Source organism: Rhodobacter ferrooxidans (assembly GCF_000176015.1).
GTDB lineage: Bacteria > Pseudomonadota > Alphaproteobacteria > Rhodobacterales > Rhodobacteraceae > Pseudorhodobacter_B > Pseudorhodobacter_B ferrooxidans.
On record NZ_ACYY01000007.1, the window covers coordinates 64,755 to 83,282 of the forward strand.

The window sequence follows — 18,528 nt, forward strand, 5'->3', positions numbered from 1 at the left end:
TGGACATTTTGTGCCGCCTGTGAAAGAGCAGGCCGATCTCAGGAGTCCGCCATGACCACCGTCACCCGTTTTGCCCCTTCGCCCACCGGCTATATCCATGTCGGCAACCTGCGCACCGCGCTGATGAACTATCTGATCGCCCGCAAGGCCGGGGGCAAGTTCATCCTGCGGCTGGATGACACCGATCAGGAGCGGTCCAAGCAGGAATATGCCGATGGCATCATGCAGGATCTGGACTGGCTGGGGCTGCACTGGGACCAGTTGGAAAAGCAATCCTTGCGGATGGGGCGCTATGCCGAGGCGGCGGATCAGTTGCGCGCGGCGGGGCGGTTTTATGAATGTTTCGAGAGCCCGGTCGAGCTGGACCTGAAGCGCAAGAAGCAGCTGAACATGCACAAGCCGCCGGTTTATGACCGGGCGTCGCTGAAGCTGAGTGCGACCGAAAAGGCGGCGATGCAGGCCGAGCGCGAGGGCTATTGGCGGTTCCTGCTGGATCAGAACCGCATCGAATGGCCGGACGGGATTCTGGGGCCGATCTCGATTGATGCCGCCTCGGTCTCCGACCCGGTGCTGATCCGCGCCGACGGGCAGGTGCTTTATACCTTTGCCTCTTCGGTGGATGACATCGACATGGGCGTGACCTCGATCGTGCGCGGGGCAGACCATGTGACCAACACCGCGACGCAGATCCAGATCATGCAGGCTTTGGGTGGCACGCCCCCGGCCTTTGCGCACCATTCCTTGCTGACCGGGCCGCAGGGCGAGGCTTTGTCGAAGCGGCTGGGCACCCTGAGCTTGCGCGATCTGCGGGCGCAGGGGGTGGAGCCGATGGCGCTGCTAAGCCTGATGGCGCGGCTGGGGTCGTCGCAGCCGGTGGTGCTGGCGGGGTCTTTGGATGAGTTGGCGGAAGGCTTCGATCTGGCCAGTTTCGGCGCGGCGCCGACCAAGTTCGACTCGGATGATCTGTTCCCGCTGACCCGGCAACATGTGCAGGGGCTGCCGTTCGATGCGGTGGCGGCGCGGATCAAGGCGCTGGGCGTGCCCGAAGCGCTGGCGGGGAATTTCTGGAAGGTGGCGCGGGAAAACATCACCGTGCTGGCCGATCTGGAGGGCTGGTGGACGCTGTTCCGCGATGGCGCCGAGCCGGTGATTGCCGAGGAAGACCGGGAGTTTGTGGCGCAGGCGATGGCCTTGCTGCCCGCGGCGCCGTTCGGAGCCGAGACCTGGGGGCAGTGGACGGCGGCGGTGAAGGAAGCGACGGGCCGCAAGGGCAAGGGGCTGTTCATGCCGCTGCGGCTGGCGCTGACCGGTCAGGCGCATGGGCCGGAAATGGCGGATGTGATGCCGCTGTTGCAGGTGGTGCGGGCGAAGGGCTGAGGTCGGGATTGTTGACAGGCCGGGGGGCTGTCTGCCCCCCGGACCCCCCGAGGATATTTTCGAACAGATGAAAGCGGTTACGGGCCGTATTGCGTGAACGGGGGGCGGCATGGCGGCACCGATGGCACGGGCGCGGTTTCTGGAGGGGAACCTGTTTCGCCATGTGGTGGTGATGTCGCTGACCTCCTCGGTCGGGCTGATGGCGGTGTTTGCCGTCGATCTGATCAACATGATCTTCATCTCGATGCTGGGGCGGGCGGAACTGGCGGCGGCGATCGGTTATGCCGGGGCGGTGCTGTTCTTCACCACCTCGTTCGGCATCGGCATGGCGATTGCGGTCTCGGCGCTGGTGGCGCGGGCGGTGGGGGCGCGCGATCTGGACATCGCCCGGCAGAAGGCCACCAACGGGCTGCTGCTGGGGCTGGGGTTCGGGGCGGTGTTCGCGGCGGTGATCTGGGCAGCTTTGTCGCCGCTGGTCAGCCTGCTGGGGGCTGTGGGCGAGACGCATGCTTTGGCGGTGCATTATCTGGCGATCATCATCCCGTCGCAGCCGTTGCTGATGGTGGGGATTACCGGCGGCGCGATTTTGCGCAGTCATGGCGATGCGCGCCGGGCGATGATGGCGACGGTGGTGGGGGCGCTGGTCAATGCGGCGCTGGACCCGGTGCTGATCTTCGGCTTCGGGCTGGAGCTGACCGGGGCGGCGATTGCCTCGGTGATCTCGCGCGTGGTGATTGCGGCGATGGCGTTGTTGCCGATCCTGAAGCATCACGGCGGGTTTGACCGGCCAAGCTGGCGCAGCGTAAGCGCCGATCTGGCGCCGGTGATGGCGATCGGCTTGCCTGCGGTGCTGGCGCAGGTGGCGACGCCGGTGGGGCAGGCTTTCGTCACCCGTGCCATGGCGGCTTATGGCGAGGCGGCGGTGGCGGGGATGGCGATTGCCGGGCGGATGACGCCAGTGGCCTTCGGGGTGATTTTCGCGCTGTCGGGGGCCATTGGCCCGATCATCGGCCAGAACTTCGGTGCCGGAAGGATGGACCGGGTGCGGCGGGCGTTTACCGATGCGCTGATCTTCACGGCGCTGGTGATCGGGGTGGTTTCCGCGGTCTTGTTCGGCTTGCGCGGGCCGATTGCCAACCTGTTTCAGGCGCAGGGCATGACCCGCGATCTGGTCTATCTGTTCTGCGGGCCGCTGACGCTGCTGTTCTTTTTCAACGGCGTGATCTTTGTCGGCAATGCCGCCTGCAACAACCTGGGGCGGCCCTTCACCTCGACCCTGATCAACTGGGGCCGCAACACGCTGGGCACCGTGCCGTTCATGCTGTGGGCCGGGCAGCTTTGGGGCGCGCCGGGGGTGCTGATCGGGCAGGCGCTGGGCGGGGTGGTGTTTGCCGGGTTGTCGTGGTGGCTGGCGCTGCGGGTGATGGCCAGGGCCGCCCGTTAGGTCGCATTTGGCGGCCAACCCGTCGCAACCGTTTTGGGCCTTGCCAGCGCGCGGGGCGGCGGGCTAGGGTTTGGGCGTCAGGATCGGGAGAATCCGGTTGGGCCGAAAGCCCGTTCTGGTGCCGAAGGAGCAACCGCCCCGGTAAACTCTCAGGCGCAAGGGACCGTTCTGGCAGCGAGACTCTGGAGAGTGGCCGTTTTGGCCCGCCGAAGGGATAACGATCTCAGGCGCCCTTCGCGGGGTAAGGACAGAGGGGGCATCGTGGGGCAGGGATTGGCCTGTCCGGGCGATGCCGGGCGTATTCCGGCGGAACAGAGGAGGGGCGGCGTGACCGACCTTGATCAAACCGGGCTGTCCCGGCTGGGGCTGCATGTGGAACTGGGCGGCAAGATGGTGCCGTTTGCCGGCTATGAAATGCCGGTGCAATATCCGATGGGGGTGCTGCGCGAGCATCTGCACTGCCGCAGCCAGACCGGGCTGTTCGATGTCAGCCACATGGGGCAGGTGATCCTGCGGCCGCGCGGCAGCATGGAGGCACTGTGTCTGGCGTTCGAGGCCTTGATGCCGGTCGATGTGCTGAGGCTGGCCGCGGGGCGGCAGCGCTATGGCATGTTCACCAATGAAACCGGGGGGATACTGGATGATCTGATGTTCGCCAACCGCGGCGATCATCTGTTCGTGGTGGTCAATGCCGGCTGCAAGGCCGCCGATATCGCCCATATGCAGGCGCATCTGTCGGCGGTGGCCGAGGTGATCCCGGTCACCGACCGCGCGCTGATCGCGGTGCAGGGGCCGGGGGCCGAGGCGGCGCTTTCGACGCTGGTGCCGGTGCAGGGGATGCGGTTCATGGACAGCGCCATCCTGCCTTCGGGGATGGGCGATCTTTGGGTGTCGCGCTCGGGCTATACAGGTGAGGACGGCTTTGAAGTGTCGGTCGAAAACCGCCATGCCGAGGCCTTCGTGCGGCATCTGCTGGCCCTGCCGGGGGTGGCGCCGATCGGGCTTGGGGCGCGCGACAGTTTGCGGCTGGAAGCGGGGCTTTGCCTTTATGGCCATGACATCGACACCACCACCTCGCCGGTCGAGGCCGGGCTGACCTGGGCCATCCAGAAATCCCGCCGCACAGGTGGCGCGCGGCAAGGCGGTTTCCCCGGTGCCGCCCGCATCCTGCGCGAACTGGCCGAGGGGCCGGAACGCCTGCGCGTCGGACTGCGCCCCGAGGGTCGGGCGCCGATGCGCGAGGGCACGCTGCTGTTCGACCCCGATGGCACGCCTTTGGGCGAAGTGACCTCGGGCGGTTTCGGGCCTTCGGTCGAGGCCCCCATCGCCATGGGCTATGTGGCGGCCAGCCACGCCGCCCCCGGCACCGCGCTGCTGGGCGAGGTGCGCGGCAAGCGCCTGCCCGCCGCCGTGGTGCCCCTGCCTTTCCAACCCACAACCTACAAACGCTGAGGATCAGACGATGAAATATACTGCGGAACATGAATGGCTGCGCGTCGAGGGCGATCTGATCGTGGTCGGCATCACCGAACACGCGGCCACGGCGCTGGGCGATGTGGTGTTCATCGAACTGCCCGAGGTGGAAACCATGGTCACCAGTGGCGACGAGGTGGCGGTGATCGAAAGCGTCAAGGCGGCCTCGGACATCCTGGCACCGGTGGATGGCGAGATTGTCGCGGTCAATGACAAGCTGGTGGATCATCCGGGCCTGGTGAACGAAGACCCGATGGGCGCCGCGTGGTTCTTCAAGATCAGGGTCGATGATCTGGCGGTGCTGGACGAATTCATGGACGAAGACGAATACAACGAGCTGATCGGATAGGCCGATGACCTTCACCCCCACCGACTATGACGCCTATGATTTCGCCAACCGCCGCCACATCGGCCCCTCGCCCGACGAGATGGCGCAGATGCTGCGGGCGGTGGGGGTGGACAGCCTGGATCAGTTGATCGACCAGACCGTGCCCGATGCGTTCCGCCAGGCGGTGCCGCTAAGCTGGGCGCCGCTGTCCGAACATGCGCTGCTGGAAAAAATGCGTGGCGTGGCGGCCAAGAACAAGGTGATGACCAGCCTGATCGGGCAGGGCTATTACGGCACCGTCACCCCGCCGGCGATCCAGCGCAACATCCTGGAAAACCCGGCGTGGTATACCGCCTATACTCCGTATCAGCCGGAAATCGCTCAAGGCCGGCTGGAGGCGCTGCTGAACTTTCAGACCATGGTGGCCGATCTGACCGGCCTGCCGATTGCCAACGCCAGCCTGCTGGATGAGGCGACGGCGGCGGCCGAGGCGATGACCATGGCCGAACGCTCGGCCAAATCCAAGGCACGGGCGTTCTTTGTCGATGAGAACTGCCACCCGCAGACCATCGGCGTGATCAAGACCCGGGCGCATCCCTTGGGGATCGAGGTGGTGGTGGGGTCGCCGCTGCACATGGACGCCGCGCAGTTTTTCGGCGCGATCTTCCAGTATCCCGGCACTTATGGCGAGGTGCATGACTTCAGCCACCAGATTGCCGCGCTGCATGCGGCAAAGGCGATTGCCATCGTTGCCACCGACCTGCTGGCGCTGTGTCTGTTGAAAGACCCCGGCGCGATGGGGGCGGATATCGCGGTCGGCTCGGCGCAACGCTTCGGCGTGCCGATGGGCTATGGCGGGCCGCATGCGGCCTTCATGTCCTGCCGCGACGATCTGAAACGCGGCATGCCGGGGCGGCTGGTGGGGGTGTCGATCGACGCCCGTGGCAATCAGGCCTACCGGCTAAGCTTGCAAACCCGCGAGCAGCATATCCGCCGCGAAAAGGCCACCTCGAACGTCTGCACGGCGCAGGCCTTGCTGGCGGTGATGGCCAGTTTCTACGCGGTGTTCCACGGGCCAAAGGGCCTGCGCGCGATTGCCGAGCGGGTGCATTTCAAGGCGGTGCGGCTGGCGATGGCCTTGAAGATGGCCGGGGCCAAGGTGGCACCCGAGGCGTTTTTCGACACCATCACCGTCGAGGTCGGGGTGGGCCAAGCGGGTATTCTGGCCGCGGCAAGGATGCGCGGCATCAACCTGCGCAAGGTCGGGCGCGACCGGGTGGGGATCTCGGTGGACGAGACCACCAACCGCGCGGTGATTGCCCGGGTGCTGGACGCTTTCGGGATTTCCGAGGAGGCGCCCGACAAGGTGGGGCTGGGCTTTCCGCCGTCGATGCTGCGGCACTCGGACTATCTGACCCATCCGGTGTTCCACATGAACCGGGCGGAATCCGAGATGATGCGCTACATGCGCAGGCTTTCCGACCGCGATCTGGCGCTGGACCGGGCGATGATCCCCTTGGGGTCCTGCACCATGAAGCTGAACGCGGCGGCAGAGATGATGCCGATCACCTGGCCCGAGTTTGGCAGCCTGCACCCCTTCGTGCCGCGCGACCAGGCGGCGGGCTACCACGAGGCGATCAGCGATCTGTCGGAAAAGCTGTGCGAGATCACCGGCTATGACGCGATGAGCCTGCAACCGAATTCCGGCGCGCAGGGCGAATATGCGGGCCTTCTGACCATTCAGGCCTGGCACCGGTCGCGTGGCGAGGCGCATCGCACGGTTTGCCTCATTCCGGTGTCGGCGCATGGCACCAACCCGGCTTCGGCGCAGATGGCGGGGATGCAGGTGGTGGTGGTGAAATCCGCCCCCAACGGCGACGTCGATCTTGACGATTTCCGCGACAAGGCGGCGGCGGCGGGCGACAATCTGGCGGCCTGCATGATCACCTACCCCTCGACCCATGGCGTGTTCGAGGAAACCGTGCGCGAGATTGCCCGGATCACCCATGCTCACGGCGGGCAGGTCTATATCGACGGCGCCAACATGAATGCCATGGTCGGGCTGGTGAAACCCGGCGAGATCGGCGGCGATGTCAGTCACCTGAACCTGCACAAGACCTTTGCCATCCCGCATGGCGGCGGCGGTCCCGGCATGGGGCCGATCGGTGTCAAGGGCCATCTCGCGCCCTATCTGCCGGGCCATTCGGAAACCGGCGGCGAGGAGGGGCCGGTTTCGGCGGCACCTTACGGCAGCGCCTCGATCCTGCTGATCAGTTGGGCCTATTGCCTGATGATGGGCGGGCCGGGGCTGACACAGGCCACACGGGTGGCGATCCTGAACGCCAATTACATCGCGGCGCGGCTGCAGGGGGCCTATGCCGTGCTGTTCATGGGCAACCGTGGCCGGGTGGCGCATGAGTGTATTCTGGACACCCGGCCCTTTGCCGAATGTGGCGTGACGGTCGATGATATCGCCAAGCGGTTGATCGACAACGGCTTTCACGCGCCGACCATGTCCTGGCCAGTGGCGGGGACGCTGATGGTGGAGCCCACCGAATCCGAAACCAAGGCCGAGATCGACCGCTTCATCACCGCGCTGCTGGCGATCCGGGCGGAAATTGCGGCGGTGGAGCGTGGCGAGATCAGCAGCGACGACAGCCCGCTGCGCCACGCGCCGCACACGGTGGAAGACCTCGTGGCCGACTGGACCCGCGCCTACCCGCGCGAGCAGGGCTGCTTCCCGCCCGGCTCGTTCCGCGAGGACAAGTATTGGCCGCCGGTGGGGAGGGTGGACAACGTCTGGGGCGACCGCAACCTGACCTGCACCTGCCCGCCGGTGGAAAGCTATGCTCCGGCGGCAGAGTGACCGCAAGCCGCGGGGCGCTCATCGGTGCCCTGCGGTTCCTCTTCGCTGGGTGCCCCGGCCGTCAGTCGCGGTCGGGTGCGCCCAGCGGGAACAGGTGGCGGAAGGGTCGCGCCTCGTTGACCGCGCGGGCGAAGGCGGGGCGTGCCAGCAGCCGGGCCCGGTAGGCGCGCAGGGTGGGGCAGGCATCGGGGATCGGATGGACCCAGTCGGCGTAGAACAGCGACGGGGCGGCGGCGCAATCGGCCAGGCTGAAATCCGCGCCCGCGGCCCAGGTGCGGCCTGCCAGATGGCCCTCGGCCCAAAGGTAGGCGCGGTCGAGTTTCTCGATCGACAGCGCCAGCCCCTCGGCCCGCTTGACCGGATTGCCGGTGATCGCGCCGTTCACCGCGTGTTGGGCGGCATCCATCACATGCAGGTCGAAGAACCGGTCAAGAAACCGCACCTCCAGCGCCGCCTCTGGGTCATCGGGGATCAGCCGCACCGGGCCGGGATGGCGCAGCTGCAGGTATTCGATGATGATGCTGGTTTCCACCACCGCGCGGTTACCGTCCAGCAGCAGCGGGAACTTCCGCAACGGCCAGCGCCGGAGCCAGTCGGCGGTATGTGCGGGATGGTCGGGGCTGACGCAGCGAAACGCAAAGGGCAGGGCGTTTTCGTAAAGCGCGATCAGCACCTTCTGGGTGTAGGACGAGAACGGATGGCCGTAGAGGGCAAGGGGCATCGCTGAACCTTCCATTGCGGCAAGGGTGGCATGGTTTGCCAAAGCTGGCAAGCGGACGGGGCTTTGACAGGGCAGGCAGGGGCAGCTAGGGACTGGCGGCATGAGTGACCGCGCCACCAACCCGCCGGGCTTTTTGTCCGGGCTGAACCAGGCCCTGCCGATTGCCATGGGCTATTTTCCCATCGCGTTTTCCTTTGGCGTGGCGGCAACCCGCGCCGGGTTGACCGAGGCCGAGGCGGTGATGCTGTCGGTGGTGATCTATGCAGGCGCCGCGCAGTTTCTGGCGCTGGCGCTGATCACCAGCGGTGCGCCGTTGCTGGTGTCGGCCTTCACGCTGGTGGCGATGAACCTGCGCCACGTGCTGTATGGCCCGGCCTTGCTGAAACGCGCCGGGGCGGGGGCGCGCACAAGGCATGCCTGGGCCTGGGCTTTCGGGCTGACCGACGAGGTGTTCGGTGCGGCGCTGGGGGCGATGGCGCGGGGCAAGGCGGGGTTTTCCGAGCCGTTCATGTTCGGGCTGGGGATCGGCGCTTATGCGGCGTGGATTTCCGGCACGGCGGTGGGGGCCTTCGCCGGTGGCGGCGCGCTGGAGGGCTGGCCGGTGCTGGATGCGGCGCTGGGGTTCATGCTGCCCGCGCTGTTCCTGTCCTTGCTGCTGTCGATCCTGACCCGGGCGCAACTGCCGGTGATCGCGATTGCCGGGGCGGTGACGGTGGGGCTGACGCTGGCGGTATCCTCGACCGCGGGGATATTGGGCGGCATGGTGGCGGGGGCGCTGACCGGGGTGCTGGGGCTGGCACGGGGGGCGGGCGATGGACGGTAGCTTGCTGATGCTGGCGCTGATCGTGGGGGGGTGCAACTGGGCGTTCCGGTTTCTGCCGACCAAGCTCGATCTGTCGGGGCAGGCCCCCGAAGGTGTGTTGGCGCGGTTTCTGGCGGCCACCGGGCCTGCGGCGATTGCGACACTTTTCGTGGCCTCGGTGCTGCCGATGGTGTCCGGCGACTGGGCGAAGATGGCACCCTTGGGCGCGGGGGTGCTGGCGGTGGTCGCGGTGTTTGCCTGGCGTCGGTCGGTGGTGCAGGCGACCCTCGCAGGGGCGGCGGTTTATGGCGCGGTGTTCGCCCTTGTCTGACGGCGGCGGCCTCCCATATATTCCGGTAATGGAATGTAATGGAGGCAGCCATGGATGACGCCGTGAAACTGACCTGTGCCACCTGCGGCCAGGCCAACCGGGTGCCGCGCGACAAGCTGTCCGCCGGGCCGAAATGCGGCAGTTGCGGCGAGGCGCTGGCCGATGGCCGGGTGGCCGAGCTTGACCCTAAGGTGCATGACAAGGCCACCCGTGGCGACAGCCTGCCGCTGCTGGTGGATTACTGGGCGCCGTGGTGCGGCCCCTGCCGGATGATGGCGCCGGAATTTGCCAAGGCCGCCAAGACCTTGGCCCCGGTCGTGCGCTTTGCCAAGATCAACACCGAGGATTTCCCCGAGGTGTCGCAGCGGGCCGGAATCCGCGGTATCCCGGCGCTGATCCTGTATGACAAGGGGCGCGAGGTGGCGCGGCTTGCCGGTGCCCGCCCGGCCGCCGAGATTGCCGCTTTCGTGCGCGGCAACCTGCCGGGGCTGCACTGAATTTTCACCCGCGCGCAGCCCGCGCGGGTGCTTGACAATTCCGCCCGCTTCGGCCAAACCCCGCGCCAGTGTGGGGCAGTAGCTCAGTTGGGAGAGCGCGTCGTTCGCAATGACGAGGTCGTCGGTTCGATCCCGATCTGCTCCACCATTTCCCTTTCCTGACTGATCGCGCCGCGGTGCAGAAATCTGCCACCCGGCGCTTTGGTTGGCTTGAATGATAAGCAGGCTTATAGTATATCAGGCTTATGAAAAGCGATTCCCCCAGCCCCGACTCCCCCAGCCTCGGCCTGCTGCTGCACGATGCCGCCCGCGCCATGCGCAAACGATTCGAGCAACGCAGCGAGGCGCTGGGCCTGTCTTCGGCGCAATGGCGGCTGTTGCTGCATGTCAGCCGCGAGGGGCGGGCGGTGCAGTCGCGGCTGGCTGATCTGCTGGAGATCGAGCCGATTTCGGTGTCGCGGCTGCTGGACCGGATGGAACGCGCCGGTTGGGTGATGCGCGAAGCCGACCCGCTGGATCGCCGGGTGCGGGTCGTCGTGCCCACCGCCAAGGCCTTGCAGGCGCGTGACAATATCCGTGCGATGGCTGATGCGGTCTATGATCAGGCCCTTGCCGGGCTGTCGCCGGCGGAACGCGCGGCGCTGGTCGCGGGGCTGGCCACCATTGTCACCAATCTTGCCGTGTCGGGTGCCGATGGCATCTGCCGGAATTCGCCGGAGATCGAAGCATGAACGCCGCTACCCCCGCAGCCGACCTGAAACCCGATGCGGCGACCCCCGCGAGCCTGCAGGTCACTTCCGCCAAGCCGCGCCAGCGCCGGGCGCTGATGCTGGCCTTGCCGGTGGCGCTGTTGCTGGCGGCGGGCGGCTGGTGGCTGCTGGGTGGGGCGAGCGAGACCACCGAGAACGCCAACCTGCATCAGGCGCGGATTGCCATCACCTCGGATCTGGCCGGGCGGGTGGTGGCGGTGAATATTACCGACAACCAGACCGTCAAGGCGGGCGACGTGCTGTTTCAGGTCGATCCAGAACCCTACCGGCTGGCTTTGGCCCGCGCCGATGCAGCACTGGCGGCGGCGCGGTTGAGCGGCGAGCAGTTGAAGCTGGCCTATGCGCAGGCGCAGATGCAGGCGCGGGTTGCCAGTGACGAAGCGAGCTATCAGGCCAGCGAACTGGCGCGGCAGCAGTCGCTGTCGGACCGGGGCGCTGCGGCGACTGCGGCCTTGGATACCGCGCGGCACACGGCACAGAAGGCCGAGGAGTTGCGGCTTTTGGCCGAGCAGGGGGTGGCGGCGGCGCTGGTGGCGCTGAACGGCGATCCTGACGCGGCGGTGGACAGCCTGCCGCAGGTCATGGCGGCACAGGCGGCGCGCGATGCTGCCAGCTATGATCTGGCGCTGACCACCGTGAAGGCGCCCGCCGATGGCATCATCTCTCAGGCGGCGTCGTTCAAGGTCGGGCAGCGCGTGGCGGTGGGGGCTTCGTTGTTTGCGCTGGTAGAAACCAGTGATGCCTGGGTCGAGGCGAATTTCAAGGAAACCCAGTTGGGCGACATCAAGGTGGGTCAGGCGGCCGAGGTCGAGTTCGACCTGCACCCCGGTGTGCGGCTGGCGGCCACCGTGCAGGCCATCGGCGCGGGCACCGGGTCGGAGTTTTCGGTGCTGCCCGCGCAGAACGCCACCGGCAACTGGGTCAAGGTCACGCAACGGGTGCCGGTGCGGTTGCAGCTTGACGATGACGCGGCCTCGCTGGGGCTGGCCTCTGGCCTCAGCGCCTCGGTCACGGTGACCACCGGGCCGGGGCGCGGCCTGTGGTGACGGTGGCTTGCCATGGCTGATGCCGGTTTCGTCGAGGTGCCGCACCGCGGCCTGATCACGCTGTCGATCATGCTGGCGACCATCATGCAGGTGCTGGATACCACCATCGCCAACGTGGCATTGCCGGCGATGACCAGTTCGCTGGGGGCTTCGCAGGATACCATCACCTGGGTGCTGACCTCGTATATCGTGGCGGCGGCGATCATGACGCCGGTGACCGGCTGGCTGGCCGACCGCTTCGGCAAGCGCGAGGTGTTCCTGTATTCGATCATCGGGTTCGTGTTCACCTCGATGGCCTGCGGTCTGGCGTGGAGCCTGCCCAGCATGGTGGCGTTCCGGCTGTTTCAGGGCCTGTTCGGCGCGGCCATCGTGCCGCTGTCGCAGACCTTCCTTCTGGACATCAACCCGCGCGAGAAGGCCGGGCAGGCGATGGCGATGTGGGGGGCGGGCATCATGGTCGGGCCGATCATCGGGCCGACGCTGGGGGGCTGGCTGACCGAATATTACAACTGGCGCTGGGTGTTTTTCATCAACCTGCCGGTGGGCATCGTGGCGGTGCTGGGGTGCTGGGCCTACCTGCCCAAAGCCATCAAGCGTCCGCGGCGGTTCGATTTCTTCGGCTTTGCCATGCTGTCGATTGCCATTGGCGCGTTGCAACTGATGCTGGACCGTGGCGGCGAGGTGGACTGGTTCGAGGCGACCGAGACCTGGATTTACCTGTTCCTTGTGCTCAGCGGCTTCTGGGTGTTCACCCTGCATATCCTGCAAAGCGACAAGCCGTTTCTGGACCCGCGGATGTTTGCCGACCGCAACTTCGTCACCGGGCTGATCTTCATCTTCGTGATCGGCATCATCCTGCTGGCCAGTCTGGCGCTGCTGCCGCCGATGCTGGCGCGGATCTACGGCTATCCGACCATCACCACCGGGCTGGTGATGGGGCCGCGCGGGGTGGGGACCATGGCCTCGATGATCCTGGTCGGGCGGGTGATGAAATACATCGACGCAAGGGCGCTGGTGGTGACCGGGCTGCTGCTGACCGCCTGGTCGCTGTATCTGATGACCGGATTCACGCCGCAGATGGGGCAAAGCCTGATCATCTGGTCGGGGGTCATTCAGGGCCTGGGGCTGGGGTTGGTGTTCGTGCCGCTGTCCACCGTGGCCTTCGCCACCATCGAGCCTGCGTTCCGCGCCGATGCCACCAGCCTGTTCTCGCTGGTGCGCAACATCGGCTCGTCGATCGGCATTTCGGTGGTGTCGGTGATGCTGGCGCGCAATCTGCAGATCAACCACGTGGAACTGGGGGCGCTGATTTCGCCCTACAACCCGAATGTGCAGGGGCTGCTTTCGGGCACCAGTCTGGCGCAGATCGACGGGCTGGTGAACATTCAGGCGCTGATGGTGGCCTATATCGACGATTTCAAGCTGATGATGCTGGTGTCGCTGGCGGCGATTCCGCTGGCGTTGCTGCTGCAAAAGCCCCCGGCCTTTGGTGTGGCCAAGGCGTCGATGGCGCTGGCTGACTGACGCTGCCGGCCGACCCGACGCACCTTCCGCCGCAATTATCGTGGAAATGGATGCGGCGATCTGTCCGTGACGCCACTTTTCTTTGCCTGGGCACAGGTATAGACGAATCGGTAATGGACAAGATTTACGGCATTGAAACGCTGTCAAAAGACCTGTTCGCTGCCCCGGGCCGGGATGCCCGCAGCGAAGTTGTGAAGTTGCGTCACGCCTGTTCCGGTCGGCATTGCGGTGCTGCGCCGCCGGCACTGGGCATCTGCGGCGGAGTTTTGCATGGCCGCGGTTGACGTGTCGGTTCTGCTGGCGGCCTGCCTGCTGGTGCTGGGGCCGCTGGCCGTTGTCTTGCAGCGGCAACCCTGGCTGTCGGCCGTGGTCTATGCAGTAGCGGCGCTGCTGTGCGCCGGCTTCGCGCTGGTCGGGTTGGTGGCGCTTGCCGGGCCCGCGTCAGGCTCGGCGCTGGTGTTGCCAATCGGGCTTCCCTGGATTGGCGCGCATCTGCGGCTGGACCTGCTGTCGTCCTTCTTTCTGGTGGTGCTGGGGCTGGGCGGCAGCATCACCAGCCTTTACGCCATCGGTTACGGTCGCCACGAACACGCGCCGCTGCGGGTGCTGGCGTTCTATCCGCCGTTCCTGGGGGCCATGGCTTTGGTGCTGCTGGCCGACGATGCCTACACCTTCCTGCTGAGTTGGGAGGTGATGTCGCTGCTTTCGTGGGCCTTGGTGCTGACGCATCACCGAGAGGAGGACACCCGCACGGCGGGCTATGTCTATCTGGTGATGGCGGGGTTCGGCACCATGGCCTTGCTGCTGGCCTTTGGTCTGCTGGCCGGGGCAGATGGCGGCTATGGCTTTGATGCCATGCGCGGGGCGGTGCGCAGTCCGCTGATCGTGGCGGTGGTGCTGGGGCTGATGCTGCTGGGGGCGGGGTCGAAAGCGGGCCTCGCACCGCTGCATGTCTGGCTGCCGCTGGCGCATCCGGCTGCCCCCAGCCATGTTTCGGCGCTGATGAGCGGCGTGATGACCAAGGTGGCGCTTTACGGTTTCATCCGCGTGGTGTTCGACCTGCTGGGGCCGCTGGAGTGGTGGGCGGCGCCGGTGGTGATCTTCCTTGGCGCTGCCACGGCGGTGCTGGGCATCCTGCTGGCGATGATGGAGACCGACATCAAGCGCGCACTGGCCTACAGCACCATCGAGAATATCGGGGTGATCTTTGCCGCCCTGGGCCTGGCGCTGGCGTTCCGCGCCAATGGCCTGACGGCGGCGGCGGCGCTGGCGTTCTCGGCGGCCTTGTTCCACATTTTCAACCACATGGCGTTCAAGAGCCTGCTGTTCATGGGGGCGGGTGCCGTGCTGAACGCCACCGGCTTGCGCGATCTGGACCGCTTGGGCGGGCTGATCCACCGGATGCCGGTGACGGCGTTTCTGATGCTGGTGGGGGTGCTGGCGATTTCGGCGCTGCCGCCGCTGAACGGCTTTGCCTCGGAATGGCTGCTGTTTCAGGCGGTGCTGATGAGCCCCGGCATCCCGCAATCGGGGTTGCAGTTGATGATCCCGGCGGCGGGTGGCGGGCTGGCACTGGCGGCGGCGCTGGCGGCGGCGGCTTTCGTGCGGATCTACGGCGTGGGTTTTCTTGGCCGGGCGCGCAGCGATGCGGCAGGATCGGCGGTCGAGGTGGACCGCTTCAGCCTGACCGCCATGGGGATTCTGGCAGCGATCTGCGTGCTGGCGGGTATTTTCCCCGGCGTGGTGCTGGATGCGATGGCGCCGGTGGTGCAGGCGGTGATCGGCGGGCGGCTGCCGGTGCAGGCCAATGAATCGCTGTTCACCATCGTGCCGATTGCCGAGGCGCGCAGTTCCTACAACGGCTTTCTGGTGTTCATCTTCGTGGCGTTCTGCGCCTCGGCGGCGTCCTGGGCGGTGCACCGCTTTGCCTCGCGGCAGTTGCGCCGCGCGCCTGCCTGGGATTGCGGCTTTCCCGATGCCAGCACGATGACGCAATACAGCGCCGGCGGCATGGCGCAGCCGTTGCGGCGGGTGCTGGGCAGCACGCTGCTGGCCGCGCGCGAGCGGGTCGAGATGCCGGAACCCGGCGACCGCCGCCCGGCGCGGCTGGTGGTGCGGGTGGCCGATCTGGTCTGGCAGGTGATCTATCTGCCGATTTCCGGGCTGGTGGGCGCGGTGGCGACGCGGATGGACCGGCTGCAATTCCTGACCATCCGGCTTTACCTTTCGCTGGTGTTCGGGCTGCTGATCCTGCTGCTGATCGGGTTGATGCTATGGCAATAGTCGCCGCCCTGATGATCCAGTTCGTGCAGATGCTGCTGGTGGTGGCGCTGGCGCCGTTGCTGCTGGGGCTGGTGCGCAAGGTCAAGGCGCGGCTGATGCGGCGGCGCGGTGCCAGCCTGATCCAGCCCTACCGCGACCTGCTGCGGCTGATGCGCAAACAGGTGGTGCTGGCCGACAACGCCTCGTGGCTGTTCCGGGTGGCGCCGTATCTGATCTTTGCCGCGACCTGGGTGGCGGCGGCCTTGGTGCCGACCTTTGCCACCGGGCTGCATTTCAGCTGGACCGCCGATCTGATCGCCATCGTGGCGCTGCTGGGCTCGGCGCGGTTCTTTCTGGCGCTGGCGGGGATGGATGTGGGCACCAGCTTTGGCGGCATCGGTTCCAGCCGCGAGATGATGATCTCGTCGCTGGCGGAACCGGCGATGATGCTGACGGTGTTCTCGCTGGCGCTGGTGGCAGGCTCGACGCAGCTTTCCACCGTGGCCGAATACATGGCCTCGCCTGCGGTCGGGCTGCGGGTGTCCTTGGGCATGGCGCTGGTGGCGCTGGTGATCGTGGCGCTGGCGGAAAACGCCCGCATCCCGGTGGACAATCCATCAACCCACCTTGAGCTGACCATGGTGCACGAGGCGATGGTGCTGGAATATTCCGGCCGCCATCTGGCGATGATCGAGATCGCGGCGGCGTTGAAGCTGCTTTTGTATATCTCGCTGATCGGCTGCATTTTCCTGCCCTGGGGGCTGGTGAACAGCGACAGCGGGGCGGGGCTATCGGCCTACCTTGTGGCGATGGCTCTTTATGGCGGCAAACTGGCACTGGGCGGCGTGGTGCTGGCGATCTTCGAGACCTCGATTGCCAAGATGCGGGTGTTCCGGGTGCCGAACTTCATCGGCGTGGCGCTGATGCTGTCGCTGCTGGGCACGCTCTTGCTGTTCGTGTCGAGGAGCCTGTGATGGAAGGTCTGGCCTTTGACATCGCACATCTGCTGGCGGGCGGCATGTTGCTGGTCAGCTTCATGATGATCTATCAGGACCGGCTCTTGGCGCTGTTGAAGGTGTTCGCCTTGCAGGCGCTGGTGCTGTCGCTGTCGGTGGCCTGGCAGGCGTATCAACAGGATGCGCCGCATCTTTATGTGACGGCGGCGATTGCGCTGATCTTCAAGGCGGTCATCATTCCGATCGCGCTGCGGCGGATCGTGTTGCAACTGGGCATCCAGCGGCAGGTGGAAACCGTGGTCGGCATCGGGCTGACCATGCTGGCGGGCATCGGGCTGTCGGCGCTGTCGATCGTGCTGATGCTGAAGGTCACGGCGGCAGCGGATGCCTTTGCGCGGGAAGACCTGGCCTTTGCCTTGTCGGTGGTGCTGCTGGGCCTGCTGATGATGGTGACGCGCTCCAATGCGGTCAGCCAGGTGGTCGGCTTCATGTCGCTGGAAAACGGCATGATCCTGGCGGCGGCGGGGGCCAAGGGCATGCCACTGGTGGTGGAAATATCGGTGGCATTTTCGGTGCTGGTGGCCTTCATCGTGATCGGGGTCTTCCTGTTCCGGCTGCGCGAGCGGTTTGATTCCGTTGATATCACCGCATTGGAAGACGTTCGGGGAGATCAGGAATGAACGGTCTCCTGGCCAATCCGGTTGCCATCATTGTCGGCACGCCCTTGCTGGCCGCGGCGGTGCTGGCGGTGTTGCCCGGCTATGTGTGGTCGGCGCGGCTGAACATGCTGGCGTGCCTGATCACCTTCGGGGCGGCATTTTCGCTGTTCTGGGGCACCGCCCCGCCCCCCGGCACCTATCTGCTGGTGGACGAGATGAACATCGTCTTCATCGTGCTGAACACCTTTGTCGGCTTCACCGCCTCGACGTTTTCGGCCAGCTACATCGGACATGAGCTGGAGACCGGGCGGCTGACGCCGGTCTATCTGCGGTTCTACCACGCCATGTATCAGATGATGATGTTCGGGATGAACCTGGCGCTTTTGTCCAACAATATCGGGCTGATGTGGGTGGCGGTGGAACTGGCGACGCTGTCCACCGTGCTGATGGTCGGCATCTACCGCACCGCCGAGGCGCTGGAGGCGGCGTGGAAATACTTCATCCTCGGCAGCGTCGGCATCGCCCTGGCGCTGTTCGGCACCATTCTGGTCTATCTTGCCGCACAGCCGGTGCTGGGCGAGGGGCAGGCGGCGATGGTCTGGACCAGCCTGCTGGCCAATGCGGGCAAGTTCGACGGCTCGCTGCTGAACCTTGCCTTCATTTTCCTGCTGCTGGGCTACGGCACCAAGGTCGGGCTTGCCCCCTTGCACGCCTGGTTGCCCGACGCCCATGCCGAAGGCCCGACGCCGATTTCGGCGGTGCTGTCGGGGCTTTTGCTGAACGTGGCGCTGTATGCCGTGCTGCGCTTCAAGATGCTGATGACTGCCAATGCCACCGCCCTTGACCCCGGCCCCTTGATGATCGCCATGGGGCTGGTGTCGCTGATCTTTGCCGCCCTGATGCTGTATCGGCGGCGCGACATCAAACGGCTGTTTGCCTATTCCTCGATCGAGCATATGGGCATCATCGTCTTTGCCTTCGGCATCGGCGGGCCGCTGGCGAATTTTGCCGGCCTGTTGCACATGGTGATGCACAGCCTGACCAAATCCGCGATCTTCTTTACCGTCGGGCACATTGCGCAGATCAAGGGCAGTCAGCAGATCTCGGCCATCAAGGGGCTGACGCAAAGCCATCCGCTGCTGGGCTGGGAGCTGGCCGCAGGGGTGCTGGCGATTGCGGGCATGCCGCCTTTCGGGGTGTTCATGTCCGAGTTTCTGGTGGTGACCTCGACCTTTGCCGTGCATCCGGTGCTGGCGCTGCTGCTGGTGCTGGGGTTGCTTTTGGCCTTCGGCGCGCTGCTGTTGCGGTTGACCGGGTTCCTGTTCGGAGAACCCACCGGGTCGCTGAAACCGTCGGAGGCGTCTTATCTGCCGCTGTTTGCCCATATGGCGCTGGTGCTGATGGCGGGGATCTGGTTGCCGGGGCCGATGGTGGCGTGGTTTCAGGCTGTGGCGCGGTTGTTGGGCTAGGGG

General features: G+C 66.1%; 17 protein-coding genes, 1 tRNA gene and 1 riboswitch. Of the genes, 17 read left to right on the forward strand and 1 reads right to left on the reverse strand.

The window, feature by feature from the left end; all coding sequences use genetic code 11:
• The first annotated feature begins 51 nt into the window (after positions 1–51).
• The 5 genes from gltX to gcvP all read left to right on the forward strand — a co-directional run bounded on the left by gltX (position 52) and on the right by gcvP (position 7,488).
• A complete protein-coding gene (gene gltX, locus RSW2DRAFT_RS07010) occupies positions 52–1,377 on the forward strand; it encodes a glutamate--tRNA ligase (RefSeq protein ID WP_008029438.1) in 1,326 nt (441 codons plus the stop codon).
• 121 nt (positions 1,378–1,498) lie between these two features.
• Positions 1,499–2,821, forward strand: a complete 1,323-nt coding sequence (locus RSW2DRAFT_RS07015; RefSeq protein ID WP_008029439.1) for an MATE family efflux transporter — start codon at positions 1,499–1,501, stop codon at positions 2,819–2,821.
• A 74-nt stretch (positions 2,822–2,895) separates the two neighbouring features.
• A riboswitch (glycine riboswitch) is annotated at positions 2,896–2,997 on the forward strand.
• A gap of 151 nt (positions 2,998–3,148) precedes the next feature.
• Positions 3,149–4,273: a glycine cleavage system aminomethyltransferase GcvT gene (gcvT, locus tag RSW2DRAFT_RS07020; RefSeq protein WP_008029442.1), complete on the forward strand. Its 1,125-nt coding sequence runs from the start codon at positions 3,149–3,151 to the stop codon at positions 4,271–4,273.
• A gap of 10 nt (positions 4,274–4,283) precedes the next feature.
• Entirely contained in the window at positions 4,284–4,643 is a 360-nt protein-coding gene (gene gcvH, locus RSW2DRAFT_RS07025) for a glycine cleavage system protein GcvH (RefSeq protein WP_008029444.1), read from the forward strand.
• Between the two features lie 4 nt (positions 4,644–4,647).
• Positions 4,648–7,488 carry an aminomethyl-transferring glycine dehydrogenase gene (gene gcvP, locus RSW2DRAFT_RS07030; RefSeq protein ID WP_008029445.1) on the forward strand — a complete coding sequence of 947 codons (2,841 nt, stop codon included), beginning with the start codon at positions 4,648–4,650 and terminating at the stop codon, positions 7,486–7,488.
• 61 nt (positions 7,489–7,549) lie between these two features.
• On the opposite strand, the gene RSW2DRAFT_RS07035 is transcribed toward gcvP, so the two are convergent.
• A complete protein-coding gene (locus RSW2DRAFT_RS07035; protein WP_008029446.1) occupies positions 7,550–8,209 on the reverse strand; it encodes a glutathione S-transferase family protein in 660 nt (219 codons plus the stop codon).
• Positions 8,210–8,309: 100 nt separating this feature from the next.
• Here RSW2DRAFT_RS07035 and RSW2DRAFT_RS07040 point away from each other — a divergent pair, with 100 nt between their 5' ends.
• From RSW2DRAFT_RS07040 to RSW2DRAFT_RS07090, 12 genes are all read left to right on the forward strand, one after another.
• Positions 8,310–9,032 carry an AzlC family ABC transporter permease gene (locus tag RSW2DRAFT_RS07040; RefSeq protein ID WP_008029449.1) on the forward strand — a complete coding sequence of 241 codons (723 nt, stop codon included), beginning with the start codon at positions 8,310–8,312 and terminating at the stop codon, positions 9,030–9,032.
• Positions 9,022–9,342, forward strand: a complete 321-nt coding sequence (locus tag RSW2DRAFT_RS07045) for an AzlD domain-containing protein (RefSeq protein WP_008029450.1) — start codon at positions 9,022–9,024, stop codon at positions 9,340–9,342. Before RSW2DRAFT_RS07040 ends, RSW2DRAFT_RS07045 begins: the two co-directional genes overlap by 11 nt.
• Positions 9,343–9,392: 50 nt before the next feature.
• Entirely contained in the window at positions 9,393–9,839 is a 447-nt protein-coding gene (gene trxC / locus RSW2DRAFT_RS07050) for a thioredoxin TrxC (RefSeq protein WP_008029452.1), read from the forward strand.
• Between the two features lie 72 nt (positions 9,840–9,911).
• Positions 9,912–9,987: transfer RNA gene (locus RSW2DRAFT_RS07055), tRNA-Ala, on the forward strand.
• Positions 9,988–10,084: 97 nt separating this feature from the next.
• Positions 10,085–10,570: a MarR family winged helix-turn-helix transcriptional regulator gene (locus RSW2DRAFT_RS07060; protein ID WP_008029453.1), complete on the forward strand. Its 486-nt coding sequence runs from the start codon at positions 10,085–10,087 to the stop codon at positions 10,568–10,570.
• Positions 10,567–11,655, forward strand: coding sequence for an HlyD family secretion protein (locus tag RSW2DRAFT_RS07065; protein ID WP_008029455.1), 1,089 nt, complete (start codon positions 10,567–10,569; stop codon positions 11,653–11,655). Before RSW2DRAFT_RS07060 ends, RSW2DRAFT_RS07065 begins: the two co-directional genes overlap by 4 nt.
• Before the next feature lie 12 nt (positions 11,656–11,667).
• Positions 11,668–13,179, forward strand: a complete 1,512-nt coding sequence (locus RSW2DRAFT_RS07070) for a DHA2 family efflux MFS transporter permease subunit (RefSeq protein WP_008029457.1) — start codon at positions 11,668–11,670, stop codon at positions 13,177–13,179.
• A 113-nt stretch (positions 13,180–13,292) separates the two neighbouring features.
• Positions 13,293–13,463 carry a hypothetical protein gene (locus RSW2DRAFT_RS17905; RefSeq protein WP_156790664.1) on the forward strand — a complete coding sequence of 57 codons (171 nt, stop codon included), beginning with the start codon at positions 13,293–13,295 and terminating at the stop codon, positions 13,461–13,463.
• Entirely contained in the window at positions 13,450–15,462 is a 2,013-nt protein-coding gene (hyfB, locus tag RSW2DRAFT_RS07075; RefSeq protein ID WP_008029459.1) for a hydrogenase 4 subunit B, read from the forward strand. The genes RSW2DRAFT_RS17905 and hyfB overlap by 14 nt, the downstream gene beginning before the upstream one ends.
• On the forward strand, positions 15,453–16,415 hold the full coding sequence (locus tag RSW2DRAFT_RS07080) for a respiratory chain complex I subunit 1 family protein (protein ID WP_008029462.1): 963 nt from the start codon (positions 15,453–15,455) through the stop codon (positions 16,413–16,415). The genes hyfB and RSW2DRAFT_RS07080 overlap by 10 nt, the downstream gene beginning before the upstream one ends.
• Positions 16,415–17,077, forward strand: a complete 663-nt coding sequence (locus RSW2DRAFT_RS07085) for a hypothetical protein (RefSeq protein ID WP_008029464.1) — start codon at positions 16,415–16,417, stop codon at positions 17,075–17,077. Before RSW2DRAFT_RS07080 ends, RSW2DRAFT_RS07085 begins: the two co-directional genes overlap by 1 nt.
• Positions 17,074–18,525: a hydrogenase 4 subunit F gene (locus RSW2DRAFT_RS07090; protein ID WP_008029466.1), complete on the forward strand. Its 1,452-nt coding sequence runs from the start codon at positions 17,074–17,076 to the stop codon at positions 18,523–18,525. The genes RSW2DRAFT_RS07085 and RSW2DRAFT_RS07090 overlap by 4 nt, the downstream gene beginning before the upstream one ends.
• The last annotated feature ends 3 nt before the right edge of the window (positions 18,526–18,528 follow it).